At 65.8% G+C, this 25,372-nt stretch carries 25 protein-coding genes and 1 tRNA gene; 14 read left to right on the plus strand and 12 right to left on the minus strand.

Annotation, left to right across the window (positions count from 1 at the left end; all coding sequences use genetic code 11):
* The first annotated feature begins 2 nt into the window (after positions 1-2).
* From ntrC to hflX, 5 genes are all read left to right on the plus strand, one after another.
* Complete coding sequence (ntrC, locus tag ASF14_RS11295) at positions 3-1,457, plus strand: nitrogen regulation protein NR(I) (RefSeq protein WP_056434889.1); 1,455 nt, start codon at positions 3-5, stop codon at positions 1,455-1,457.
* 64 nt (positions 1,458-1,521) lie between these two features.
* Positions 1,522-3,756, plus strand: a complete 2,235-nt coding sequence (locus ASF14_RS11300) for a sensor histidine kinase NtrY-like (RefSeq protein ID WP_236697028.1) — start codon at positions 1,522-1,524, stop codon at positions 3,754-3,756.
* Between the two features lie 7 nt (positions 3,757-3,763).
* Positions 3,764-5,140: a nitrogen assimilation response regulator NtrX gene (gene ntrX, locus ASF14_RS11305; protein ID WP_056434891.1), complete on the plus strand. Its 1,377-nt coding sequence runs from the start codon at positions 3,764-3,766 to the stop codon at positions 5,138-5,140.
* Positions 5,141-5,157: 17 nt separating this feature from the next.
* The gene (gene hfq / locus ASF14_RS11310) at positions 5,158-5,760 is read left to right on the plus strand and encodes an RNA chaperone Hfq (protein WP_269083248.1); all 603 of its coding nucleotides are present in this window, start codon (positions 5,158-5,160) and stop codon (positions 5,758-5,760) included.
* Positions 5,757-7,049, plus strand: a complete 1,293-nt coding sequence (gene hflX / locus ASF14_RS11315; protein WP_056434892.1) for a GTPase HflX — start codon at positions 5,757-5,759, stop codon at positions 7,047-7,049. The genes hfq and hflX overlap by 4 nt, the downstream gene beginning before the upstream one ends.
* Here hflX and mazG read toward each other — a convergent pair.
* The 10 genes from mazG to radA all read right to left on the minus strand — a co-directional run bounded on the left by mazG (position 7,030) and on the right by radA (position 16,053).
* Entirely contained in the window at positions 7,030-7,746 is a 717-nt protein-coding gene (gene mazG, locus ASF14_RS11320) for a nucleoside triphosphate pyrophosphohydrolase (RefSeq protein ID WP_056435337.1), read from the minus strand. The genes hflX and mazG overlap by 20 nt on opposite strands.
* A 67-nt stretch (positions 7,747-7,813) precedes the next feature.
* Complete coding sequence (locus ASF14_RS11325; RefSeq protein ID WP_056434893.1) at positions 7,814-8,389, minus strand: retropepsin-like aspartic protease family protein; 576 nt, start codon at positions 8,387-8,389, stop codon at positions 7,814-7,816.
* Positions 8,386-9,150, minus strand: a complete 765-nt coding sequence (locus ASF14_RS11330; RefSeq protein WP_056434894.1) for an MBL fold metallo-hydrolase — start codon at positions 9,148-9,150, stop codon at positions 8,386-8,388. Before ASF14_RS11330 ends, ASF14_RS11325 begins: the two co-directional genes overlap by 4 nt.
* Positions 9,147-9,923, minus strand: a complete 777-nt coding sequence (locus tag ASF14_RS11335) for a TatD family hydrolase (RefSeq protein ID WP_056434895.1) — start codon at positions 9,921-9,923, stop codon at positions 9,147-9,149. Before ASF14_RS11335 ends, ASF14_RS11330 begins: the two co-directional genes overlap by 4 nt.
* Positions 9,923-11,479, minus strand: a complete 1,557-nt coding sequence (gene metG, locus ASF14_RS11340; protein ID WP_056434896.1) for a methionine--tRNA ligase — start codon at positions 11,477-11,479, stop codon at positions 9,923-9,925. Before metG ends, ASF14_RS11335 begins: the two co-directional genes overlap by 1 nt.
* Positions 11,480-11,529: 50 nt before the next feature.
* Complete coding sequence (locus tag ASF14_RS11345; RefSeq protein ID WP_056434897.1) at positions 11,530-11,856, minus strand: DUF423 domain-containing protein; 327 nt, start codon at positions 11,854-11,856, stop codon at positions 11,530-11,532.
* A 3-nt stretch (positions 11,857-11,859) separates the two neighbouring features.
* Positions 11,860-13,608 carry a cation:proton antiporter domain-containing protein gene (locus tag ASF14_RS11350; protein ID WP_056434898.1) on the minus strand — a complete coding sequence of 583 codons (1,749 nt, stop codon included), beginning with the start codon at positions 13,606-13,608 and terminating at the stop codon, positions 11,860-11,862.
* Complete coding sequence (locus ASF14_RS11355) at positions 13,608-14,045, minus strand: iron-sulfur cluster assembly scaffold protein (RefSeq protein WP_056434899.1); 438 nt, start codon at positions 14,043-14,045, stop codon at positions 13,608-13,610. The genes ASF14_RS11350 and ASF14_RS11355 overlap by 1 nt, the downstream gene beginning before the upstream one ends.
* Positions 14,045-14,548: a CvpA family protein gene (locus ASF14_RS11360; RefSeq protein ID WP_236697055.1), complete on the minus strand. Its 504-nt coding sequence runs from the start codon at positions 14,546-14,548 to the stop codon at positions 14,045-14,047. Before ASF14_RS11360 ends, ASF14_RS11355 begins: the two co-directional genes overlap by 1 nt.
* 131 nt (positions 14,549-14,679) lie before the next feature.
* A complete protein-coding gene (gene radA / locus ASF14_RS11365; protein ID WP_056434901.1) occupies positions 14,680-16,053 on the minus strand; it encodes a DNA repair protein RadA in 1,374 nt (457 codons plus the stop codon).
* Positions 16,054-16,149: 96 nt separating this feature from the next.
* On the opposite strand from radA, the gene ASF14_RS11370 reads away from it, so the two are divergent.
* On the plus strand, positions 16,150-17,286 hold the full coding sequence (locus ASF14_RS11370; RefSeq protein WP_056434902.1) for a glycosyltransferase family 4 protein: 1,137 nt from the start codon (positions 16,150-16,152) through the stop codon (positions 17,284-17,286).
* On the opposite strand, the gene ASF14_RS11375 is transcribed toward ASF14_RS11370, so the two are convergent.
* Together ASF14_RS11375 and ASF14_RS11380 are read right to left on the minus strand one after the other, a co-directional pair.
* The gene (locus ASF14_RS11375) at positions 17,283-17,573 is read right to left on the minus strand and encodes a DUF2218 domain-containing protein (protein ID WP_056434903.1); all 291 of its coding nucleotides are present in this window, start codon (positions 17,571-17,573) and stop codon (positions 17,283-17,285) included. The genes ASF14_RS11370 and ASF14_RS11375 overlap by 4 nt on opposite strands.
* On the minus strand, positions 17,570-18,169 hold the full coding sequence (locus ASF14_RS11380) for a PadR family transcriptional regulator (protein WP_056434904.1): 600 nt from the start codon (positions 18,167-18,169) through the stop codon (positions 17,570-17,572). Before ASF14_RS11380 ends, ASF14_RS11375 begins: the two co-directional genes overlap by 4 nt.
* A 126-nt stretch (positions 18,170-18,295) precedes the next feature.
* Between ASF14_RS11380 and ASF14_RS11385 the strand changes: the two genes are divergently transcribed.
* From ASF14_RS11385 to ASF14_RS11420, 8 genes are all read left to right on the plus strand, one after another.
* The gene (locus ASF14_RS11385; RefSeq protein ID WP_056435340.1) at positions 18,296-19,636 is read left to right on the plus strand and encodes a replication-associated recombination protein A; all 1,341 of its coding nucleotides are present in this window, start codon (positions 18,296-18,298) and stop codon (positions 19,634-19,636) included.
* Positions 19,620-20,480 (plus strand): hypothetical protein, encoded by an 861-nt coding sequence (locus ASF14_RS11390; protein WP_156361156.1) that lies wholly within the window; start codon positions 19,620-19,622, stop codon positions 20,478-20,480. Before ASF14_RS11385 ends, ASF14_RS11390 begins: the two co-directional genes overlap by 17 nt.
* A gap of 18 nt (positions 20,481-20,498) precedes the next feature.
* A tRNA-Thr gene (locus ASF14_RS11395) sits at positions 20,499-20,573 on the plus strand.
* 57 nt (positions 20,574-20,630) lie between these two features.
* On the plus strand, positions 20,631-21,326 hold the full coding sequence (locus tag ASF14_RS11400; RefSeq protein ID WP_056434905.1) for an endonuclease/exonuclease/phosphatase family protein: 696 nt from the start codon (positions 20,631-20,633) through the stop codon (positions 21,324-21,326).
* The gene (locus ASF14_RS11405) at positions 21,326-23,608 is read left to right on the plus strand and encodes a patatin-like protein (RefSeq protein ID WP_056434906.1); all 2,283 of its coding nucleotides are present in this window, start codon (positions 21,326-21,328) and stop codon (positions 23,606-23,608) included. The genes ASF14_RS11400 and ASF14_RS11405 overlap by 1 nt, the downstream gene beginning before the upstream one ends.
* A 65-nt stretch (positions 23,609-23,673) precedes the next feature.
* Positions 23,674-23,985, plus strand: coding sequence for a lipopolysaccharide assembly protein LapA domain-containing protein (locus ASF14_RS11410; RefSeq protein WP_056434907.1), 312 nt, complete (start codon positions 23,674-23,676; stop codon positions 23,983-23,985).
* A 7-nt stretch (positions 23,986-23,992) separates the two neighbouring features.
* Positions 23,993-24,667, plus strand: coding sequence for an orotidine-5'-phosphate decarboxylase (pyrF, locus tag ASF14_RS11415; protein ID WP_056434908.1), 675 nt, complete (start codon positions 23,993-23,995; stop codon positions 24,665-24,667).
* Between the two features lie 36 nt (positions 24,668-24,703).
* Positions 24,704-25,345 carry a phosphoribosylanthranilate isomerase gene (locus ASF14_RS11420; RefSeq protein ID WP_056434909.1) on the plus strand — a complete coding sequence of 214 codons (642 nt, stop codon included), beginning with the start codon at positions 24,704-24,706 and terminating at the stop codon, positions 25,343-25,345.
* The last annotated feature ends 27 nt before the right edge of the window (positions 25,346-25,372 follow it).

Genomic DNA, 25,372 nt, shown 5'->3' on the forward strand with positions numbered 1-25,372 from the left:
TCATGAGTCACGTCCTCGTCGTCGATGACGACGCCGCGATCCGGACCGTCGTCGGCCAGGCCCTACGGCGGGCTGGGCACGAGGTGACGACAGTCGAGACGCTGGCGCGGCTGGACCGTATCCTTGCGGGCGGCGCGCCGGACGTGCTGGTCACCGACGTGATTCTGCCGGACGGCGACGGCATCGATCATATCCGGGGCGTGGCCGAGCGGTTTCCCGCCCTGCCGATCATCGTCCTGTCGGCGCAAAACACGCTGACCACCGCCGTCCGCGCGGCAGAGGTCGGGGCGTATGAGTATCTGCCGAAACCCTTCGACCTCGATGCGCTGACCCATGCGGTTGCAGGCGCGCTCGCCCGGCGCGGCGTGCTGGTCGAGGACGGGCTGGGCGAGGATGACCGCGCCCTGCCGCTGATCGGCCGGTCGCAGGCGATGCAGGGCGTGTACCGCGTGATCGCCCGTGTCGTGTCGACCGACCTGACCGTCCTCGTCTCGGGCGAGTCGGGAACCGGCAAGGAACTGGTCGCGCGGGCGATCCATGACCTGGGCCCCCGCCGCGCCGCGCCCTTCGTCGCGCTGAACATGGCCGCCATCCCCCGCGAACTGATCGAGGCCGAGCTGTTCGGGCACGAACGCGGCGCCTTTACCGGCGCGGCCCAGCGCAATGCGGGCCGGTTCGAGCAGGCGGCTGGCGGTACGCTGTTCCTCGACGAGATCGGCGATATGCCGATGGAGGCGCAGACGCGCCTGCTCCGCGTCCTGCAATCCGGCGAGTTCACGACGGTCGGCGGCGCGCGGACGATCCGCACCGATGTCCGCATCGTGGCGGCGACGAACCGCGATCTCAGCCAGCAGGTCGCATCTGGGCAATTTCGCGAAGACCTGTTCTACCGCCTGAACGTCGTGCCGATCGCCTTGCCGGCTCTTCGCGAACGACGTCAGGATATCCCGCTTCTTGCCCGGCACTTTCTGGAGAATGCCGCGCTGCAGGGACTACCCAAGCGCCGGATCGATACCCATGCGCTCGACGTACTGGTCACCCATGACTGGCCGGGCAATGTGCGTGAGCTCGAGAATATGATGCGGCGCCTCGCCGTACTCGCGCGCGACGAGGTGATCGATGCCGAAGCGGTGCGGACGATGTTGGGGGAAGCGCGTTCGTCTTTCGCAGCGGTCGGCGTCGCGGCTGCGGACGGAAACCTGTCGGCGGCGGTGCGCGCCTACATCGCACGGCTCGCCATGGCGCAGCCGACATCGCTGGACGACGGCACGCTCTATGACCGTATCATCGGCGAGGTCGAACGTCCCCTGATCGAAGCGATGCTCGCGCGTCACGGCGGTAACCAGCTTCGTGCGGCACGCGCGATGGGGATCAACCGCAATACCCTGCGCAAGCGCCTCGATACACTCAACATCCCCGTCAACGGCGATGACGAGGGTGGAGAGGCGCTGGCATAATTTTCACGAATTGTGGCTTGCAGGACACGCTTCACGTTGTACGATTGCAACGATGTTGGCGTCCGTGAAGCCCGCTGAACCTGCCGAAGGGCCGCGCTCTCGCTTCGCGGTCACTCCGGTCATGGAGGTCGCGGTCATCCTCGGGGCGGTCGCAGTCGCGGTCGGGACCTATGTCTATATCGACAGCCGCCATGATGCGCAGGGGTTGATCGCACCGCCGGTGATGGCGGGGTTGCTCGCGCTCAATCTGGTGCCTGGCGTCCTGCTGTTGATGCTGCTGGGTCGGCGGGTCGCGATGCGACGGGCGGCTCAATCGCCGGTCGGCGGTGGCGGACGGCTCCATGTGCGGCTGGTCGCGCTGTTCTCGCTGACCGCAAGCATCCCGATCCTGTTGACCGTCGTCACCGCTTCGGTGCTGTTCCAGTCCTCGGCCGAATTCTGGATTTCCGACCGTGCCCGACAGGCGTTCGGCGACGCCATGGACATTGCCCGGCAGTCGCAGCAGCAGATCATCAAGCGTTGGGTCGACACAGGTCGTGCCATGTCGCAGGACCTGGGCCGGAACCTGCCCGCACTGCGCGAGAACCGGCGCGATTTCCACGACTATCTCGTCCAGCAGACGGTCGTGCGTGATACGGTGGAGTCGGTCCTGTTCTCCTACGATCGGAAGCAGGGCTTCAAATTCTACGACTTCTTCAACCAGCCTTCGGACACGACCTTTCGCGAGTTGGTGACGCCGGAAATGATCCAGCAGGCGAGCAAGCTGAGCCGTCCCGAAGTGGGGATCAACGAGCAACGCGTCTGGGTGGTCACGCCTTTGCCTGAGGGCAATGGCCTGATGCTCTATATCGGAACACCGGTGAATGCCGAGTTCCTCAGCAAGCAGCATTTTGCCGCCGAGGACGTGTTCGACGATTATCGCGCGCTTCAGGGGCGTGCCCGATCGCTCCAGTTGAAGTTCAACCTCGTCCTGTTCGCGATCGCGCTTTTGATCGTCGGCATTGCGGTCTGGATCGCGCTCGCGGTGGCGGACCGCCTCGTCCGCCCCGTGGGCGAGCTGGTCGACGCTGCGCGGCGGATCGCGGGCGGTGACCTGACCGCCCGCGTGCCCGATCCCAAGACCCGTGACGAGGTCGGGACCCTCGCCAACGCCTTTAACCAGATGACCGGCCAGTTGGAGCGTCAGAACACCGAATTGGTCACCGCCAATGCCCAGCTCAACAATCGCCGCGCGCTGATCGAGGCGGTGATGGCGGGCGTTTCCGCGGGCGTCGTTGCGATCGGACGGGATCGGCAGGTGCGGATCGCGAACAATTCCGCGGATCTACTGCTCGGTGCCGATCAGGGCGGTTTGGTCGGGCGCAAGCTGGGCGAAGTCGCACCCGAGCTCGACGAACTGCTCGACCAGGGACGGCGTGAAGCGACGGTTCAGGTGGCGCTCCACGGCGACATGCGGACCCTTGCGGTGCGCATCGCCCAGACCGGCGACGGCCCGATCCTGACCTTCGACGACATCACCCAGCAATTGCTCGACCAGCGCCGCGCCGCCTGGTCGGACGTCGCGCGCCGCATCGCGCATGAGATCAAGAACCCCCTGACCCCGATCCAGCTTGCCGCCGAACGGCTCCAGCGCCGCTACGGGAAGGTCGTCGGGCCCGAAGACCCGACGTTCGGTCGCCTGACCGAGACCATCGTCCGTCAGGTCGGTGACCTTCGCCGTATGGTCGACGAGTTCTCCTCCTTCGCGCGGATGCCCAAGCCCGTGTTCCGCGAAGAGGCCATCGCCGATATCTGCGCCCAGGCGATGTTCCTGCACGAGGTCGCGCATCCCGAAGTCCGCTTCCAGCTGGATCAGGAGGAGCCCGCCCCGACCCTTGTCTGCGACCGTCGTCAGATGAGCCAGGCCCTGACGAACATCGTCAAGAATGCGGTGGAAGCCATCGAGTCCCGTCCGGAAGGCCTGACGGGCGGAGAGGTTGTGATGATTGTCGGCCAGCAGGGCGGCATGGTCACGATCACGGTGACCGACAATGGCATCGGCCTACCACCGGAGCGAGACCGCATCATCGAGCCTTATATGACGACGCGCGCGCGCGGGACAGGACTGGGCCTCGCCATCGTCAACAAGATCATTGCGGAACATGCCGGCACGATCGGCTTTTCCGACAATCCCGCCGGTGGGACCATCGTTTCGATGATGTTCGACGCCGGTGCCCTGGCGGCACTGGATCAGGGGGGCGCCGAACCCGAACTGGCTGGGGAGGGCCAGCTCACCGCATTGACTCGTACCCGGACGTAAAAAGATCATGGCTTTGGACATCCTCGTCGTCGACGACGAACTCGATATCCGCGAACTCGTCGCGGGCGTGCTGGAGGACGAGGGCTATGATGCCCGCGTCGCAGCCGATAGCGACTCCGCGTTGGAGGCGGTGGCGGTGCGACGGCCGTCGCTCGTCCTTCTCGACGTATGGCTACAGGGGTCGAAGCTCGATGGGCTGGAGCTGCTCGACGAGATCAAGCGGCGCGATCCGTCTATTCCGGTCCTCGTCATCTCCGGTCATGGCAATCTCGACACGGCCGTCGCCGCGATCCGAAAGGGCGCGGCCGACTTTATCGAAAAGCCGTTCGAGGCCGAACGCCTGCTCTTGATGGTCGCGCGCGCAACCGAGACCGAAAGGCTGCGTCGTGAAAACGCCTCGCTGCGGGCGTCGGCCGGGCGGGAGACCGATCTGACCGGATCGTCGAGCGCCATCAATGGCATTCGCGCGACCCTGAAGCGTGTGGCCGCAACGGGCAGCCGGGTGCTCATCATGGGTTCGGCAGGCGTCGGCAAGGAAGTCGCCGCACGCCTGCTCCACGGCTGGAGCAACCGCGCCGATGCGCCATTCGTGGTGGTCAGCGCCGCACGCATGACGCCCGAGCGGGTCGAGGAAGAATTGTTCGGCGTGGAGGAGGGGGGCGATCTGGTCCGTACCGGCCTTCTCGAACAAGCGCATGGCGGCACGCTGTTCCTCGACGAGATCGCGGACATGCCGATCGCGACCCAGGCACGTATCCTGCGCGTGCTGACCGACCAGAGTTTCACCCGCGTCGGTGGCACCCGCGTCGTCAAGGTCGATGTCCGTGTCGTCTCCGCCACCGCGCGGGACCTGACTCAGGAAATCGCCGAGGGGCGCTTCCGGGAGGATCTGTACTACCGCCTCAATGTGGTGCCCGTGACCATCCCGTCGCTGGCGGAACGGCGCGAGGACATCCCCCCGCTGGTCGAGCATTTCATGGCCCATTACGCCAGCGAGCGCCGCGTCCGCACGCCCGAGATCGCGGCCGACGCCATGGTTGCGATGCAATCTTATGATTGGCCGGGCAATGTTCGCCAGCTCCGCAATGTCGTCGAGCGGACGATCATCCTGGCGCCGGGCGACCGGGTCGGGCGGATCGACCTGGACCTGCTGCCCGCCGAGGTGCTGGGGGAGGGGGCCGATATGGGCGGCGGCGGTGCGACGGCGATCATGGGCGCTCCGCTCCGTGAGGCCCGCGAAAGTTGGGAGCGTGAATATCTGCGTGTCCAAATCCGGCGTTTTTCCGGTAATATCTCACGCACGGCCAGTTTCATCGGGATGGAGCGCTCGGCATTGCACCGCAAGCTGAAGCTGCTGGGGATCAGCGAGACGCGAGAGGATTGATCGCTGCCTCTGGACGAATGCCTGTCGAGACCATAGATATCGGTCGCGCCCGGTACACGGGCGCAATTCCGACGCCGGGAAACGGCGCTACTCGCGGGCACGGACCCGCCAAGAACAAGGGCTCGACCATGGCCGACAAATCGGGTTCGCTACAGGACCTGTTTCTGAATGCACTGCGCCGCTCCAAGGCGCCGGTGACCATGTTCCTCGTGAAGGGCGTGAAACTCCAGGGTATCGTCACCTGGTTCGACAATTTCTCGGTATTGCTGCGCCGCGACGGTCAGTCGCAGCTGATCTACAAGCATGCCATCTCCACCATCATGCCCTCGGGCCCGCTGGACGTTGCCGCGATCGTCGACGGCGTGAACGAACAGCAGCGCAAGAACCCGCTTTTGCAGGAAATCTTCCTGAACGCGGTGCGCAAGTCCGAAGACCCCGTCACGATGTTCCTGATCAACGGCGTCATGCTGCAGGGACAGATTGCGGGCTTCGACCTGTTCTGCATGCTGCTCCAGCGTGAGGGCATGGCCCAGCTCGTCTACAAGCACGCCGTCTCGACCATTCAGCCGGCCCGTCCGCTGAATCTGGCCGAAGAGCAGGCGGGATCGGCCGAGGATTGAGTACGGGTTTCGATCGCGACCGCGGTGAATTCGCCCGTGGTGCCCGCACGGTCATCGTCCTGCCTGATCAGGGCGATGCCGCGCGTGACGCCGAGGCGCGGCTGGAGGAAACCGCCGGACTTGCCATGGCGATCGGCTTGGACGTGGTCGAGCGCGTGGCGCTGCGTGTCCGTGCGCCCAAGCCCGCCACGCTGATCGGCAGCGGACAGGTGGAGCAGGTCGCCCAGCAGGTGCGGATGGAAGAAGCCCAGCTGGTGGTCTTCGACGCCTCGCTGACCCCAGTGCAGCAGCGTAACCTCGAAACCGCGCTGGAGGCCAAGGTCATCGACCGCACCGGCCTGATCCTGGAAATCTTTGGCGAGCGCGCCGCCACCGCCGAGGGGCGGTTGCAGGTCGAACTCGCGCATCTTGACTATCAGGCCGGTCGTCTGGTGCGCAGCTGGACCCACCTCGAACGGCAGCGCGGCGGTTTCGGCTTCCTCGGCGGTCCCGGTGAAACGCAGATCGAAGCCGATCGCCGGATGATCCGCGATCGCATGGCGCGACTTCGGCGAGAGCTGGATCAGGTCAGCCGGACGCGTGGGCTTCATCGCGAGCGGCGTCAGCGCGCGCCGTGGCCGGTCATTGCGCTGGTCGGCTACACCAATGCCGGAAAGTCCACGCTTTTCAATCGGTTGACCGGCGCTCATGTCATGGCGAAGGACCTTCTTTTCGCCACGCTCGATCCGACCTTGCGCCAGATTTCATTGCCCGGCATCGACAAGGCGATCCTGTCCGACACGGTGGGCTTCGTCTCCGACCTGCCGACCCAATTGGTTGCCGCATTCAAGGCGACGTTGGAGGAAGTGGTATCGGCCGACCTGCTGATCCACGTCCGCGACATTGCGCATCCCGACACGGAGGCGCAGCGCGCCGACGTCGAGGCCGTGCTGACCGAGATCGGTGTCGATCCCGAAACGCCTCGGTTCGAAGCGTGGAACAAGATCGACCTGATCGAAGGCGATGCGCGTGAGGATGTGCTGGTCGACGCCGACCGCCGTCCCAACATCGTCGCAGTTTCGGCGATGACGGGGGAGGGCATTGACGACCTGATCGAGCAGGTTGCGGCTGCGCTGACCTCCGGGCATCGGCGGTATCGCGTCACGCTGGACGCAGGCGACGGGGCGGGGGCCGCTTGGCTTCACGCGCATGGCGAAGTGCTGGATCAGGTCATTGAGGGCGATCAGGCGGTCTATGATGTCCGCCTGGCCGAGTCCGATTATGAGCGGTTCACCCGTCGCGACGCTTGACGGCCTGCCATAGCGCTTCCTTCGCTTCCAGTTCGAGTGCGGGGAAACCATCGCCCGCCTCGGCTTCCATCGCGCGAAAGCGGCGCTCGAATTTGCCATTGGCATAACGGAGCGCCGCTTCGGCATCGACGCCGCAATGGCGCGCCCAGTTGACGACCGAGAATAGCAGATCGCCAAATTCCTCCGCCAGTGTCTCGGGCGGTGCTTCGGTGATCTCCTGGATTTCCTCGTCGACCTTCGCTCGCGATCCTTCGGCATCCGGCCAGTCAAAGCCGACCCGGGCGGCACGCTTCTGAAGCTTGTCCGCCCGCATCAGGGCGGGGAGGCCAAGCGCGACGCCATCCAGCGTACCGCCCGCCGCCTTGGCCTGACGCTCCTCGGCTTTGATCTGCTCCCATAGGTGATGACCACCTTCGGCCTGATCGCCAAAGATATGCGGGTGACGCCGCTCCATCTTGTCGCTGATCGCCGTGACGACATCGGGAAAGGCGAACTGCCCATGATCCTCGGCGATCTGGGCATGGAAGACCACTTGCAGAAGGAGATCACCGAGCTCGTCCTTGAGATCCGCCATATCACCGCGTGCGATTGCGTCGGCGACTTCATGCGCTTCCTCGATGGTGTAAGGCGCGATGCTCTCGAAGCTTTGCGCCACATCCCATTCGCAGCCGGTCCGGGGGTCGCGGAGGCGTTTCATGATGGTCAGCAGGCGTTCCAACTCGGCATTCCTTCAAATTGATAATATATATTATGTAAAAAAGTGCTTAGGGCGCGGTGTTCAGGATCAGTAGCCCTTGCTCCACTTGCCATGAACGCAACCGTTTCAGCACGTTCATGCCGATGATATCCTGGTCGCCGAAGTTCGATGACACGTCGGCGCCGACATTCCTCAGTTGGATCGGTCCGATGGACAGTTCGGCGATGGTGACATGCGATGCCGTGACGCGACCATTGGCGGTTTCGATCAGGCTGCCGAACGGACTTTCGTTGAGATCGAGCCCGGCGGCCCGGGCGGTTGCCTCGGACAAGGCGGTCGTGGTCGCACCACTGTCGACAAGCATCCGACGCTCGATCCCGTTGATGCGGACGGTGGCGTAGAAATGCCCGTCAGCCGCTACCGGAATGCGCACAATCCCGTCCGGCATAGCCTCACGAGACCAAAGGCCTGTCAGGCGGTCCCGTTGTGCAACGACCAAGAAAGCGGCGCCGAATATCCCGATCCAGATTAGCGACATTCGTACCGTTTGACCGATGGGAATGCGCCGGGCCGCCAGTGCGCTCAGCGGTAGCAAAAGGATCAGGCCATAATAGACGATGTCCATGGCCCGATCGCCGCTCAAGGGATCAATTCCATGCCGTCATAGGCAGGCTCAACACCTGCGGGCAGTTCGCGGCATAGGGTCGCATAGTCCATCGACTGGTCCATATGGATCAGCACGCTGCGGCGTGGCTTGAGCCCCGCGATCCAATGCAGAACCGATGGCAGATCGGCATGCGCCGGATGCGGATGCCGGCGGAGTGCATCGACAACCCAGAGGTCGAGGCTGCTATAAAGTTCGGCCATTTCCGGCGTTAATTCATGAAAATCGGTGGCGTAGCCGATGCTCTTGCCGTCACATTCGAAGCGCAGGCCTGCCGACAAGATGCGACCATGTGGCTGGTCCACTGTCCGTATGCGGATCGGGCCGATCATCAATTCGCCATCGATCGGCTTCATGGTCGCGGTCGGCGGGTATCCCGTCTTTCCCCGGAACACATAGCCGAACCGCGCTTCCAGCGACGCCGCAGTGTTGGGCCGCGCATAGCCCGCCACCGGCTCGCCCAAGGCGTGGAAGATTTGCCGGAGGTCATCGATACCATGGCAGTGATCGGCATGATCATGGGTCCAGATGACCGCATCGACCGTACCGATATCGGCCGCCAGCAACTGCTGGCGCATGTCGGGGCCAGTGTCGATCAGGATGCGGGTGCCGTCATGCTCGATCAGTGCCGAACAGCGCATTCGTCGGTTGCGAGGCTCGGTCGGATCGCAGGCCCCCCAGTCGTTGCCGATCCGGGGCACGCCCGAAGACGTGCCGCAACCGAGAATGCGGATTTTCACGCGCGGGTCTTCGCGAACAGCCGATGGAAGTTTTCAGCGGTCGCTTGGGTCAGTTGTTCGACCGTTTCGCCGCGCAGATCGGCGAGGAACTTGGCGGTGTCGGCGACGAAGGACGGCTCCCCCGTCTTGCCCCGATGGGGTACCGGCGCCAGGAACGGCGCGTCGGTCTCGACTAGCAACCGATCCAGCGGCAGACGTGCAGCGGTTTCCTGCAGATCCTTCGCGCTCTTGAACGTCACGATACCCGATATGGATATATAAAAGCCTAACGCCAATGCTTTATCGGCGAAATCTCCACTGGCCGTGAAGCAGTGGATGACGCCGGGATAGGCCCCCTTCCCCATCTCCTCGGCCAGGATGGCGGCGGTATCCTGCTCGGCGTCGCGGGTATGCACGACGAGCGGCAGACCGGTTTCACGGCAGGCGGCGATATGCGCGCGGAAGCTGGCCTGCTGACGCGCACGATCGCTATGATCGTAGTAATAGTCCAGCCCGCTCTCGCCGATGCCGACGACACGCGGATGACGCGCCCGCTCGATCAGTTTGGCGGTGTCGATATGCGGGTGCGCATCGGCCTCATGCGGGTGGATGCCGACCGTCGCCCAGACATCGGGCTCACGCTCGGCGGTGGCGATCACCGCATCCCATTCGCTTTCCCGCGTGGCGATGTTGAGCATCGCGGTGACGCCCCGATCCCGCGCGCGGGTCAGGATCGCCGCCTGCTCCTCGACCAGCCCCTTATAGTTCAGGTGGCAATGGCTGTCGGCCAGCATCAGGCGTCGGCCTCTGCCGGGATTTCCAGACGCGGGAATGCCGGGGTCGGAGTGGCCAGCGGTACGCCGTTGCCGGCGCGGCGGGCATACCAGCCGTCATCGTCGATCGCGGCGTGATCGCGTTCCTCTGCCCCCAGCGTGTCGAGCACCAGTCCGGCGCCACGCGGCGTCACCGGCAGGATCGCGATCGCCAGCATACGGATGGCGCGGACCAGCGTGCCGAGCACAGCGTGCATCCGCTCCGGATCGGTCTTACGCAAGGACCAAGGCGCCTGCACGTCGATATACTGGTTGCAGGCATAGACACCCCGCATCCACGCCTCGATCCCCTGGCTGAGCGCCAGATCGTCAAAGGCGGTCTTCAGCGCGGCACAGGCGACGACCACTTCCTCGAGCAGCACCGCATCGGCCGGATCGCTGCGTCCGGCTTCGGGCAGTTCGCCGCCCAGATTCTTGGCAATGAACGACAAGGTCCGCTGGGCTAGGTTGCCGAAGCTGTTGGCCAGTTCGGCATTGACGCGGGTAACGATGGCTTCGGCCGAATAGGAACCGTCCTGCCCGAAACTGACCTCGCGCAGGAAGAAATAGCGCAGCGCATCCACGCCGAAGGCGTCGGCCAGTCCCATCGGATCGACGACATTGCCGACCGACTTGGACATCTTCTCGCCCCGGTGGAGCAGGAAGCCATGACCGAACACCGACTGCGGCAGCGGCAGGTCGGCGGACATCAGGAAGGCGGGCCAGTAGACGGTGTGGAACCGCACGATGTCCTTGCCGATCAGGTGCAGATTGGCGGGCCAGAAGCGCGCCAAATCGCTGTCCTTGTTCGGATAGCCGGTGCCGGTCAGATAATTGGTCAGCGCATCGACCCAGACATACATGACATGGCCCGGGCTGTCGGGCACGGGCACGCCCCAGTCGAAGCTGGTCCGCGACACCGACAGGTCGGACAGGCCGCCTTCGACGAAGCGCATCACCTCGTTGCGGCGGCTTTCCGGGCGGATGAAATCGGGATTGTCGCGGTACAGGTCGAGCAACGGCTGCTGATATTTGGACAGGCGGAAGAACCAGGTTTCCTCGGCGGTCCATTCGACCGGCGTGCCTTGCGGCGACAGCTTGGTGCCGTCTTCAGCGGCCGTCAGTTCGCTTTCGTCATAGAACGCCTCGTCGCGGACCGAATACCAGCCCTCATACCGGTCGAGATACAGGTCGCCCTTGTCCTGCATCGCCTTCCAGATCGCCTGGCTGGCGGCATAGTGATCAATGTCGACGGTACGGATGAAACGGTCGTAGGAGATATCAAGACGGTCGGCCATCGCATGGAAATGGCTGGACATTTCATCCGCGAACTCGCGCGTCGAAATGCCGCGCGCACGCGCCGCCTGGGCCATTTTCAGCCCATGCTCGTCGGTGCCGGTCTGGAACAAGACATCGCGGCCCGCCTGACGCTGGAACCGGGCGATGACGTCGGCCGCCACCATCTCATAGGCATGGCCGATATGCGGGCGGCCATTAGGATAGTGGATGGCGGTGGTGATATAGAATGGATCGGCCATGGCCGGTCCCTAGAACATCCCCAGGCGCAGGTGAAGCCCGGCGTGTAGCCTCAGCGCAGCGACCAGGCGAGCCACAGCCAGCCGCCGATCAGGAGCGTACCGCCGATCGGGGTGATCGCTCCGAACCAGCGCGGGGCGCCAAAGGCCATGGCGTAGAGCGTCCCGGCAAAGATCGCCGCGCCGATGACGAAGGTCCATGCGACCCCCCTCGCCTCCATACGCAATGCGACGAGCGCGGCGACGGCATGGATCAGCTGATATTGTCCACCGGTGCGCAGCCATTCCACCGCCACGCCTTCGGCCCGGTGTGCGCCGAAGGCTCCCGCTGCGATCGCAATCGCTCCCGAGAGCGCCGCTAGGATTGCCACCAGTCCCATGGGTCAGCCGTTCCTTTCGTCCTGCGTGATGATCCGATCGCTCGCCGCCCGCAGGTCGCCCGCAGCCGCCTGCGCCGCCAGCCGTTCCTTGTCGCGGGCACGATACATGGTTTCCACCCGGTCGATCTCGGCATGGTCGATCTTCAGGCTGCCCAGTGCCAGGCGGGCCATCTTGACCGCCGATTCCAGCACTTCGCGCACCACATAGGATGCGGGGCCGCCCTTGAGGCGGAGGACCGCGCGTCGATCATAGGCGCGGACGAAGATCGAGGCGTTGGGGAAGGCCGCATGAACGCTTTCCAGCAGCTCCAACGTGATCTGGTCGTCATCCAGACAGAAGAGAATCAGTTCCGCTTCCGCCGCGCCCGCCTGGCGCAGCAGGTCCAGCCGGGTGCCGTCGCCATAATAGACCTTCGCTCCGAAGGATGCGGCGATGTCGATCATCTCGATATCGCGGTCGATCAGGGTCACGGGTATGTCGCTGGCGATCAGCATCTGCGCGACGGTCTGGCCGAAGCGACCATAACCGACGATCAGAGCATTGGCCCCGTCGGTCACCGGCCCCTCGCGCTGGCCGCCGCGGGTGATGACCGGCTCTTCGCGGATACGGCGGGTTGCGCCCATCAGGAACGGAGTCGTCGCCATCGACAGGGTGATGATCGCCCCGAACAGGCTCGCCGCCTCCGGCGCGATCAGATAGCCTTGCTGGGCCTGGGCGAACAGCACGAAGCCGAACTCGCCGCCCTGGCTCATGAGCAGGCCGAGCGCGAGGGCGGAGCGCCAGTTCATCTTGAACGCCAGCCCGATCAGCGTGATGACCAAAGTCTTGGTGGCGATCAGCGCCATCGCCATGATCGCGACGAAGACCGGCCGCTCGGCGATAGCGGGCAGGTCGAGCATCATGCCGACCGCCAGGAAGAACAGGCCCAGCAGGATCGAGCGGAAAGGCTCGACATCCGCTTCCAGCTCATGCCGATACGGACTGTCGGCCAGCATGACGCCCGCGATGAAGGCCCCCAGCGCGGTCGACAGGCCGAGCAACTCCATCACCGCCGCGCTGGCGACCACGGTGAACAGCCCGGCAAAGACGAACATCTCCCGCTCGCCCATATTGCCGATCAGGCGGAACAGGGGCCGCAGCAGGAAGCGCCCCGCCAGGATCAGGCCGATGATCGCACCGATCGTCTCTAGCGCCAGGATCCAGCCCGGCGGCCCGGTATGATCGGCCGGGTTGCGCGACATGGCCGCGACGATGGTGATGAGCGGGACGATCGACAGGTCCTGGAACAGCAGGATCGAAAAGGCCCGCTCGCCGAAGGGCGTGCGCATCCGCCCTGACGACTGCAGCATCGGCAGCACCTGCGCGGTCGAGGACAGTGCGAGCGGCAGGCCGAGCGCGAGAGCCGCTTCTGGCGAGAAATGCGCGAGGATGACGATGCCGGTGATCGCCAGCCCGCAAATCGCGACCTGGAGAAGCCCCAGGCCGAAAATCTCATGCTTCATCCGCCACAGCCGGGCGGGGTTCAGTTCCAGCCCGACGATGAACAGGAGGAGCGTAATGCCGATCTCGGCGATGCCCAGCTTGGACTCGGCGTCCCCGACCAGCCCCAGGACGTGCGGGCCGACGACCGCACCCGCGACGAGATATCCCAGCGTCGCACCCAGTCCCAACCGCCGAAAGATCAGGACGAAGGCCAGTCCGAACCCGAATAGGATCGCACCGTCGCGCAGCAGCGATACCTCGCCGTGCATCAGTTCCTGGCTCCGGCCGCCGCATCCTCGGCGGCCTGCGCCGCCGCCTCGAACGCCAGCCGGATCGAGGGGTGGCGGGCGGTGTAGGACAGCGCCGGGGCGAAGATGTCGACGCCGGGCCAGGCGGGGGCATCCCCCTGCCCCGACGCCAGCCAGGCGGTGAGTTCGTCGCGCGCGGCGGCCAGTTCGGTCACGCTGCGCCCGACGACATGCGCCAACAGCAGCGCCGCCGACGCCTGCCCCAGGGCACAGGCACGGACCAGCATTCCGACCTCGGCCACCCGGCCCGCTTCATCGAGATTGACGTCCACCGTCACCCGGCTGCCGCAAATGGGCGAGCGGCGCTCGACACTGGCCATCGGATCGGTCAGGCGCTGATCGTGCGGGATCGCCGTGGTCAGGCGCAAAATCTCTGCATTGTAGAGGGGCGCATTCATCACGGGGTCTCGCTGCTATTGGTCGGGCCGGAGGCGGTGGCGGAAGTGGGCGCGCCGAAGACGGGCAGGCCCCGGCGACGGCGATCGACAAAATCGGCGATCCCGGCGCTGGTTGCATTCAGCAGCTTATAGGTGCGGCTCTTGACCATCCATTCGGGCCGCCGGGCGGGGCCGCCGCCGACCGTATCGACCATCAGGGCGACGACCAGGAAGACGAGGCTGGCGAGGATCAGGCCCTTAAGCGCGCCGAAGCCGAAGCCCAGGGCACGATCGACCGGACCCAGGATGGAGGTACGTGTCCGCGAACCGATGGCCCGCGCGATCATGCGCCCGCCCAGATAGGTCACGCCGACAATCAGAGCAAAGGCCAGCACGGCCGCGCCCGATACGGTGCCGACCACGCCGGTCAGCGCCTGCGCCAATGCGATATGGAACATCTTCAGCGCGGCGACGATCGCGACCCAGGCGAACAGCGCGAGCACTTCGGTGACGAAGCCCCGCATGAATCCCTGTATCGCCGCACCGAACACCGCGATCAGGACAAGAATATCTAGGGCCGTCAACGCCTGTTATCCCATATCTCAACCAGCCCATGAGCCACGATCACCGGGGCATGGCGCCATCAGCCCCTTCGCTACCCGCGCCCCAGCATATGGTCAACGAACTCGGCCAGGGTGCGAAAGCCGGTCATGCGCAGGCCGCCTTCATCATTGGCCATGGCGCGCGGCACGATCGCCTTTTCAAAACCGAGCTTGCCCGCCTCCTTCAATCGCAACGGGCCATGCGCGACAGAGCGGATTTCGCCCGACAGCGCTATTTCGCCGAAGACGATGGCGTCGGTCGGCACCGGCCGTTCGGACAGGGCCGAGATCAGCGCCGCCGCCACCGCCAGATCGGCGGCCGGGTCCTGCACGCGGTAGCCGCCCGCGATGTTGAGATAGACTTCGGCGGACGAGAAACTCAGCCCGCACCGCGCCTCCAGCACCGCCAGGATCATGGCCAGGCGTCCGGTATCCCAGCCGACAACGGCGCGTCGTGGCGTCGCACCCGAAGCCAGCCGCACGGTCAGTGCCTGAATTTCGACCAGCACCGGCCGCGTGCCCTCCAGCGCTGGGAAAACGGTGGCGCCGGTGATCCCTTCCTCGCGATTGGTCAGGAACAGCGACGAGGGATTGCCGACTTCGGTCAGCCCCTCGGTCTGCATGGCGAAGACGCCGATCTCATCGGTGCCGCCGAAGCGGTTCTTGATCGCGCGGAGGATGCGATACTGGTGGCTGCGCTCGCCCTCGAAAGCGAGGACGGTGTCGACCATATGCTCCAGCACGCGCGGGCCCGCGATCGAGCCGTCCTTGGTGACATGGCCGACCAGCACGACGGCAGTGCCGCGTTCCTTGGCGAAGCGGATCAGCTCCTGTCCCGACGCGCGCACCTGGCTGACGGTGCCCGGCGCACCCTCGATCAGGTCGGAGTGCATGGTCTGGATCGAGTCGATGATGAGCAGCGCGGGCGGCGTTCCGATCGACAGGGTGGTCAGGATGTCGCGAACCGAGGTCGCTGCCGCCAGTCGTACGGGGGCCTGCCCCAGCCCCAGTCGCCGTGCGCGCAGTCGGACCTGATCGGCGGCTTCTTCGCCCGAGACATAGGCGACCGGCTTGCCCGCCATCGCCAGCTTCGCCGCTGCCTGGAGCAGCAGGGTCGACTTACCGATCCCCGGATCGCCGCCGATCAGCGTGGCTGATCCCTCGACGAAGCCGCCGCCCAGGGCGCGGTCGAGTTCGGCGATGCCGGTCGCCATCCGGTCGGGCAGCGGGATATCGGCGTCCAATCCGACCAATTGAATCGCCCTACCGCCGCCTTGCAGGTTATGCTTGGCGGCAAAGGGCGTCAGCTGGACCGGCGCTTCCTCCAGCATCGTGTTCCATTCGGAGCAATCGGGGCATTGCCCCTGCCAACGGGAGGACACCGAACCGCAGGATTGGCAGACATAGCGCTTCTGGATCTTGGCCATGCCGATGCTCTAGCCGGAGCGGAACGAAAATGGAACGGATTTGATCGGGCGGCGGGAGTGGTCTTTGGGGTCCCGCGCGGCTATGGGGCGAACTCCATGATCCCAGAACAATTTCGTGTCGCGCTGTTCAGCGGCAACTATAATTATACGCGCGACGGCGCGAACCAGAGCCTGAACCTGCTGGTCGGCCATCTGCTGGCGCGGGGCGTTGCCGTGCGGGTCTATTCGCCGACCTCCTCCACGCCCGCCTTTCCGCCGGTCGGGGATCTGGTCGATGTCCCCGCCATCCCGATGCCGTTCCGCGCCGATTACAAACTGGCGCGCGGGCTTCCGGCCAAGGTGCGGGCCGATCTAGAGGCGTTTGCGCCCAACATCGTCCATGTCTCCGCGCCCGAATTTCTGGGTCACGCCGCCGTGCGCTGGGCACGGGAGAACGGCGTGCCGTCGGTCGCCTCGGTCCATACCCGGTTCGAGACCTATCCGGCCTATTACCATCTGGGTTTCCTGGAACCGGCGATCATCAAGCTGCTGACCCACTTCTACAACAAGTTCGACCGGATCGTGGCGCCCAGCCCCAGCATGATCGCGCTGCTGCGGGGATGGGGGGTGACGCCGCCCATGGGCATCTGGTCGCGCGGGATCGATCACGACCGTTTCCGCCCCTCGCGCCGCAGCCTGGAATGGCGGCGTTCGCTGGGCATCGCCGACCATGAGGTGGCGATCGGGTTCCTGGGGCGTCTGGTCAAGGAAAAGGGCCTCGACGTCTTTGCCGAGGCGCTGGCGGAGCTTCGGCGGCGCGGCGTGGCGCACAAGGTGCTGGTCGTCGGCAAGGGACCCGCGCAGGAGTGGTTCGCCAAGGCGACACCCGATGCCATCTTCGCGGGCTATCAGACCGGCGACGATCTGGGCCGTGCGGTCGCGTCGATGGACATCTTCTTCAACCCCAGCGTGACCGAAACCTTCGGCAACGTCACGACCGAGGCGATGGCGGCGGGCGTGCCCGTCGTGGCCGCCAACGCGACCGGCGCGATGGACCTCGTGGCGGATGGCGAGACCGGCTATCTGGTCGGCGCGCGCGATATCAGCGGCTATGCCGATGCGCTGGAGCGGATCGCCACCGATCAGGCCCTGCGCCACCGGTTCAGCGAGGCGGGACAGGCCCGCGTCGCCGATTACCGATGGGACAAGGTCAACGACGCGGTGCTCGACGCCTATCGCGCCCTCTTCGCTTAACCTTCGCGCCAGTCGAAGGTCAGCGGCGCTTCGCGAAAGGCGAAGCGGTCGAGATGGCTGGCGACCACCTGCCGCATCTGCGTGACATCGCCGTCCTCGGGAACGGTCAGCACGATGTCTAGCGTCTCGCTGGCGGCGCGCATTTCCAGTTTCGATCCGTTGGGAAACAGGATCGTGCCCTCCTCGGCGGTGAAGGACACCTCCATCTTATGGCTCCAGTGCTTGGCGAGTTGCTGAAGATAGCGGCTGGCCGAAGGGGTCGGCACACGGGCGATGGACAGGCTCATTTCAGGCGTTCCACTTTCTGTGCGAGTTCGTCGATCATCGCGGCGACCTCATGCACCATCTCCTGCGGCGCGTCGCCGCCGCCGAAGCGCTCCATCACCGCCATCTTCAGGCCGCCCATGGCACGCCGGATCGGCGCCGCATCGACCCGCTGGCGATGTTCGCCCAGGGCCCGCAGCCGAGCCAGCAGCGCTTCGACCTGTTCGGCATTTTCGGTCAGGTGCGTGCGGCCGGTTTCGGTCGCGGCGAAGCGCTTCTTGGCCCCCTCGGAACGCTGTTCCTCGATAAAGCCCATTTCGTCGAGCAGGGTGATCGTCGGATAGATGACACCCGGGCTGGGGGCATAGGCGCCGCCGGTCATCGCCTCGACCTCGCGGATCAGGTCATAGCCGTGGCGCGGTTCGTCGGCGATCAGCTTCAACAGGACGAGCCGCAGCTCGCTGCCGTCGAACATCCGTCCCCGGCGGCCACCGCCCGGCCCTCTCCGTCCGCCGCGTGGGTCTTCGAAATCCCATTGCACTTCCAGCGGCCCGAAACTCCACCGGCCGCGCCGTTGGTGATGATCCTGGCCATGTCCGTGCCCGTGAAAATGTCGCATTCTGATACTCCAGATTGGGTTTTGATACGCTCAAGATATATCGCGCAGAAAGTTCGTCAAGATGACTCAAGATATATCTTTGATAGGAAAGGTGACGGGGGGCTTCGGCGCCCCTACATGACGGCCATGGCCGATCTATTCGCGGGTATGGACCCCGCCCCCGCCCAGCCCTCTCTCTCGGCCGATGCGCCGCTGGCCGATCGTTTGCGCCCGATGAAGCTGGCCGAGGTCGTCGGGCAGGATCACCTGACCGGCCCGGAGGGTGCCATCGGGCGGATGGTCGCGGCCGGGCGTCTGTCCTCGATGATCCTCTGGGGACCGCCGGGCACGGGCAAGACGACCATCGCCCGGCTGCTCGCCGCCGAAGTAGGCCTGCGCTATGCCGCGATCTCGGCGGTCTTTTCCGGCGTCGCGGACCTCAAAAAGGTCTTTGCCGAGGCGCGGGACCATGCCCGGCTCGGCCAGCGGACATTGTTGTTCGTGGACGAGATCCACCGCTTCAACCGCGCGCAGCAGGACGGCTTCCTGCCCTTTGTCGAGGATGGCACGGTCACGCTGGTCGGCGCGACGACGGAGAACCCCTCGTTCGAACTCAACGCCGCGCTTCTGAGCCGGGCGCAGGTGTTGATCCTCCACCGGCTCGGGCAGCCAGCGCTGGAACAGTTGCTCGAGCGGGCCGAGGCGTTGATGGAGCGCCCCCTGCCCCTGCAACCGCCAGCCCGCGATGCGCTGCTCGCCAGCGCGGACGGCGACGGGCGGTTTCTGCTCAACCAGGCCGAGACATTGTTTGCGGTCGACCTGCCCGAACCGCTCGACGCCGCCGGGCTGTCGGCCTTCCTGCAACGCCGGGTCGCGGTCTATGACAAGGACCGGGAGGGGCATTACAACCTGATCTCGGCGCTGCATAAGTCGATCCGGGGATCGGACCCGCAGGCGGCCCTCTACTATCTTGCGCGGATGCTGACGGCGGGCGAGGAACCGCTCTATCTGCTGCGTCGCCTGACCCGGACGGCGATCGAGGATATCGGGCTGGCCGATCCGCAGGCGCTGACCCAGTGTCTTGCGGCCAAGGACGCCTATGAGTTTCTGGGCTCTCCCGAAGGAGAGCTGGCGATCGTGCAGGCATGCTTGTATCTCGCCACCGCACCCAAATCGAACGCGGCCTATAAAGCGCAGAAGCAAGCGTGGCGAACCGCCAAGGACACCGGATCGCTGATGCCGCCCGCCAACATCCTGAACGCGCCGACCAAGTTGATGAAGCAGATCGGCTATGGTGCAGGCTACCAATACGACCACGACGCCGATGGCGGTTTTTCAGGCGCGAATTACTGGCCGGACGAGTTGCCGCCGCAGAGCTTCTACGAACCGTCGGGGCGCGGTCTGGAGAAACGTATCGCCGAGCGTATGGCCTGGTGGGGCGAGCGCCGCCGTGCCTTGCAGGATGGCGGCGATGACCGTCACGGCTGACCGTTTCAGCGGCTTCGTCGCGATCGACTGGTCCGGTGCGCATGGTGTTGCGCATCCGGGTATCCAGGTCGCCCTTTGCCGTTCGGGAAACGCCGCTCCCGTCATCATCGCGCCGCCGGGCCGGGCCTGGTCGCGCGAAGGCGTGGCCGAGTGGCTGCTGGCACGGGCGGACGAACCGCTGCTGATCGGCTTCGACTTCAGCTTTTCGGCCCCGTTCGTCACGCGCGGGGCACATCTGCCGGGGGATAGGCCGACTGCGGACGCGCGGGCGCTCTGGGCCTATGTCGATGACAGTTGCGACGATCCCGATCTGGGCGCGCGCAGTTTCCTGGAGGCGCGGCGCGGGCGGCATTTCTATTTCGGGGCGGCGGACGGGCGCAAGGCGGACTTCCTCCATTGGCGAACCTGCGAGATCGCGACCGATGGCGCGCGCAAGCCTTCGACCGTCTATGACGCGATCGGCGCGTCGCAGGTGGCGAAGGCAAGCTTTGCCGGAATGCGGCTGCTCCGGCGTCTGGACGGGCGCATGGCGATCTGGCCGTTCGACCCGGTGCCGCCCTCCGGCGCACTGGTGATCGAAATCTATACCTCCATCGCCGCCCGTGACGCCGGCCGCCCGCGCGGACGGAGCAAGATGCGGAGTGCCGAGGCGCTGGATGCGGCGCTGGTGGCCTTGGGCAGCGAACCGCACGATTCGCTCCATCGCTATGACGATCACAGCACCGACGCGATCCTGACTGCCGCCTGGCTCCGCACCATGGCGACGCGCGACGACCTCTGGCATCCGGTGGGCCTCACCCATCAGGTTGCGCAAACGGAGGGCTGGACCTTCGGCGTGTCTTGACGCTAGGGGGATCGCAACGCCGGATTAGCACAGCGGTAGTGCAGCGGTTTTGTAAACCGAAGGTCGGGGGTTCGATCCCCTCATCCGGCACCATTTCCATCCCGCTTTGGAATTGGCACCAAAAGCCCGTCGCTGCGTTACAGCGGCGGAATGATCAAGGTCGCCAGCTACAACATTCGGAAAGGGATCGGCGCCGACCGGCGACGCAATCCCGATCGCATCCTGGACGTGCTGCGCGAGGTCGATGCCGATGTGATCGCCCTTCAAGAGGCGGATCGTCGCTTCGGTGAACGCGAAGGCGTGATCCCGCTCCATCTGCTTGACGACCATAGCGACTGGAAACCCATCGTCTATGGGATGAAGGCTCGCTCTATGGGCTGGCATGGCAACACGATCCTGGTGCGCAAAAGCATACAGGTCGTGGATTTCGAGGCGATCCACCTGCCCTCGCTGGAACCGCGTGGTGCGGTGATGGCGGATCTGCGGACCAAGGCCGGAATGATCCGGGTAGTGGGCATGCACCTCGACCTGTCGGGGCTGTGGCGGCGGCGGCAGGCGGCGGCGATCCTGGCGCATCTGACGAGTTGTGCGCACTGGCAACCGACGGTCATGATGGGCGACCTGAACGAATGGACCCGCGCCGCCGGGTGCCTGAAGGACTTTACCCGCGATTTCACCGTGGCGGAAACCGGGCCGAGCTTCCACGCGATGCGGCCGATCGGACGGCTCGACCGGATCATGGTGTCGCCGGACTTGAAGATCGGTGCCTGCGGCGTTCATGCGACGCCGATGTCGCGCCGCGCCTCCGACCATTTGCCCATCTGGGCCACGATCGGGCCTCGCTGATGCGCGAAAAGGAGCTGCGGCTGGCGCTGGTCTGCTATGGCGGCATTAGCTTGGCGGTCTACATGCACGGCATCACCAAGGAGATCTGGCGGGTCGTGCGCGCCAGTCGGGCCTCGCATGAGGGCGATCCCCCGGCGTCGGCGGTCGATGCGGTTTATCACGATCTGCTCGACGACATGGCGGAGCGCGGCGGCGTGCGCGTGCGCATCTTGGCCGACATCATCGCGGGTGCCAGCGCGGGCGGGATCAACGGCATATTCCTGGGTCATGCCATGTCGACCGGCCAGTCGCTCGATCCGCTGACCGACCTCTGGCTGGAAGCGGCCGATATCGAATCGCTGATCGCCCCCGAAGCCGCGCCGACCTCGCGCTTTTCCAAGATGTGGGCACTGCCCATCGCCTGGATGGCTGCGGGGCGCAGTGGCGAGAAGGTCGCGGCGCTCGACGAGGATACGCGCGAGGAGGTGCGCTCTAAGCTCGGTCACCTGATCCGCTCGCGCTGGTTCGAGCCGCCCTTCGCCGCCGACGCCTTTACCGGACGATTGCTCGAAGCCTTCGATCGAATGGCGGACGGTCCGGTCGGCAAACGACTGATCCCGCCGGGCCAGCCACTGGATCTGTTCGTCACCGTCACCGACTTTACCGGCCAGCCGCAGCGGTTGCGGCTCCATTCGCCGGGCGAGGTGGTCGAGACCGAACATCGCATGGTCGTCGACTTCACCGACACCGGCGGCGGCAAGCTGGCGGCGATCCCCGAACTGGTCTTTGCGGCCAGGGCGACGTCGAGCTTCCCCGGCGCCTTCCCGCCCTTCACCGTCGCCGAGTTGGACCGGGTGCTGGCGGCGCGCCAACAGGACTGGCCCGAGCGCGACGACTTTCTGCGCCGCGTGCTCCCCCGCCATCATGCGGCGGGTGCGGCGGACAAGGCGGTGCTGATCGACGGATCGGTGCTGGTCAACGCGCCCTTCCGCCCCGCCATCGACGCGCTCGGACGCCGCCCCGCCCGGCGTCAGGTCGACCGTCGCTTCGTCTATATCGACCCCTTTCCGGGCATGCATTTCCGCCTGCCCGGCGGCGGCGGGCATCCGGGCTTTTTCCAGACGATCATCGGGGCGATCAGCGAACTGCCCCGCCAGCAGCCGATCCGCGACAATCTGGAGGCGATCGCCGCCCGGTCCGGCCGGATCGATCGGATGCAGGCCATCCTCGCCGCCATTCGCGAGGAGGTGGAGCAGGAGATCGAGCAGCTGTTCGGCGGCACCTTCTTCCTCGACCGCCCCACCGCCGCGCGACTGGCGTCGTGGCGGGTTCGCGCGCAAGCTGCCGCCGCCGCGAAGGCAGGGTTCAGCTATGCCGCCTATGGTCATCTGAAGCTCGCCAATGTCATCGACGGCATGACGACGATCCTGACGGAGGCCATGGGCGACGATGGCCAGCCGAGCCGCCACCGCCTCCGCGCGATGATCGAGCGGACCGTCGCGACCCGCCATGTCGGTGGCGAGGCGATCAGCTTCACCGGCGGATCGAGCAACGGCGCGCGGACCTTCCTGCGTGCCTTCGACCTCGGCTATCGCATCCGTCGTCTTCGGTTGCTCGCCCGGCGGCTCACCGAGCTCGAGGCGGATCATAGCGAGACGGAACTCGCGCCTGTCCGCGACGCCATCTACGAATCGCTGGCCGAGTTTCTGGAGCGCCAGAGCGGTATCGGTCTGACCGAATGGGCGGAGGATATCCGCGCGGTTCGCGACGATGGTGCCCCGATGCTCGATCGACTGGAGGCCCGGCTCGACCTGATCCGGCTGGACGGAGAGACCGACGACCGGCTGGCGGCGGCCTTTTCGGGGCTGCCGCGTGCCGCCCGGCGCACGTTACTGCTCACCTATCTGGGTTTCCCCTATTTCGACGTGGCGACGCTGCCATTGCTACAGGGCGAAGGGCTGGACGAGTTCGACCCGATCAAGGTCGACCGCATCTCCCCCGACGATGCCACCGCCATTCGGGCAGGCGGTGCCGAAGCGACGCTAAAGGGCATCCAGTTCCTAACCTTCGGCGCGTTCTTCAGCCGTAGCTACCGCGAGAATGACTATCTCTGGGGTCGCCTGCACGGTGCGGAACGGATGATTGACATCGCCGTCTCCACCCTGCCCTCGACCATCCGCCTGAAACCCGGCGCGGTCGCCGCGTTCAAGCGGCGCGCTTTCCTGGCCATACTCGACGAGGAAGAGGCGCGGTTGACGGCCATCGCGCCCCTGATCGCCTCGCTTCGCCGGGAGATCGGCTGAAGGCTGGTCATGCCCGGTCAACGCCGCTAGACCGCATCGCCGAACCCGGTGATGCGGAGAAACCCATGCAGTTCCTGAAAATGCTCTTCTGGTGCCTGCTGGCCTTTCTGGCCGCGGCCTTCACGCTGGGGAACTGGACGACCGTGCCGATCCGGCTGGTCGGCGGTCTGGTCGCGGACGTGAACCTGCCGCTGCTGCTGTTCCTGACCTTCCTGCTCGGGCTGGTGCCGACGCTGATCTGGCAGCATGCTGCGCGCTGGAGGCTGCGCCAGCGGTTAAGCGCCGCCGAGCGTTCGCTGGCCGCCGTGTCCGCCGAAACCAGCGCCTATGTTGCCCCGGCAGCCCCACTTACCACCAACACCCAGCCGACGGTCTGATCCCTTCATGAGCAATCGCATCTACGTCGCCATCGACACCCCCGATCTCGCTCGCGCACAGGCGCTGGCGCAGAAGGTCCGCCATCATGTCGGCGGGCTGAAGCTGGGGCTGGAATTCTTCTGTGCGCACGGTGCGAGCGGCGTGCGCGAGATGGCGCATATCGGCCTGCCCATCTTTCTCGACCTGAAGCTGCACGATATCCCCAACACGGTGGCCAAGGCGGTCCAGTCGCTGGGCCCGCTCGCCCCCGCCATCCTGACCGTGCATGCCAGCGGCGGCCGCGCCATGCTGGAGGATGCCAAGGCGGCCGCGCCGACCGGCACGAAGGTCGTCGCCGTCACCATGCTGACCAGCCTCGATGCCAGCGACCTGTCCGACACGGGCGTCATGGGCTCTCCGGCGGATCATGTCCGCCGTCTGGCCGACCTGGCCGCCGAAGCGGGCGTGGACGGGATCGTCTGCTCGGGCGAAGAGGTCGCCGCCGTCAAGAAGGCGTGGCCCAAGGGCTTTTTCGTCGTCCCCGGCGTGCGTCCGGCCGATGGTGTGATCGGCGACCAGAAGCGTGTCGTCACCCCGCGTGCGGCGGTCGATGCGGGCGCTTCGATCCTGGTCATCGGCCGTCCGATCACCCAGGCCGAGGACCCCGACGCCGCGGCACGTGCGATCGCGGCGACGCTCTGAATACGTTTTTCGGACCCTCCCATTCGGGAAACGACCATGCCGATCACTGCCAAGATCTGCGGATTGACGTCGCCCGCCACGCTCGACGCCGCGCTGGGCGGCGGGGCGAGCCATGTCGGCTTCGTCTTCTTCCCCGCCTCGCCCCGGCACCTGACCTTCGACGTCGCGGCGGGACTGGCGGGACGGGTGCCCGATCATGTCCAGCGTGTCGGCGTCTTCGTCGACCCCGATGACCAGTTGCTCGATGCGGCGGTGCGTGCCGGGATGCTCGACGCGATCCAGCTTCACCGCACGGCACCGGCGCGCGTGGCCGCGATCCGATCGAAGTTTGACCGCGAGGTCTGGGCGGCCGTCGCAATCAAGCTGCGCGGCGATGTCGAGAAGGCCCGCGACTATGCGGGGGCGGCCAGCCTGATCCTGTACGATGCCAAGACCCCGGACGACGCGTCGCTGCCCGGCGGCATGGGCCTGCGCTTCGACTGGAGCCTGCTCGACGGGGTTCGCCATCCGCTGCGCTGGGCCTTGTCCGGCGGGCTGGATGGCGGCAACGTCGCCGAGGCGATCCGGCGGACGGGCGCGCCCTTGGTCGATGTGTCCTCTGGCGTCGAGAGTGCGCCGGGCGTCAAGGATATGGACAAGATCGCGACGTTCCTTAAAGCCGTTGCGACAAATCAGTGACAGGATCGTTTGCAGGGGTCGCCCCGC

This window comes from Sphingomonas sp. Leaf257 (assembly GCF_001422185.1).
In the GTDB taxonomy this organism is placed as follows: Bacteria; Pseudomonadota; Alphaproteobacteria; order Sphingomonadales; family Sphingomonadaceae; genus Sphingomonas; species Sphingomonas yabuuchiae.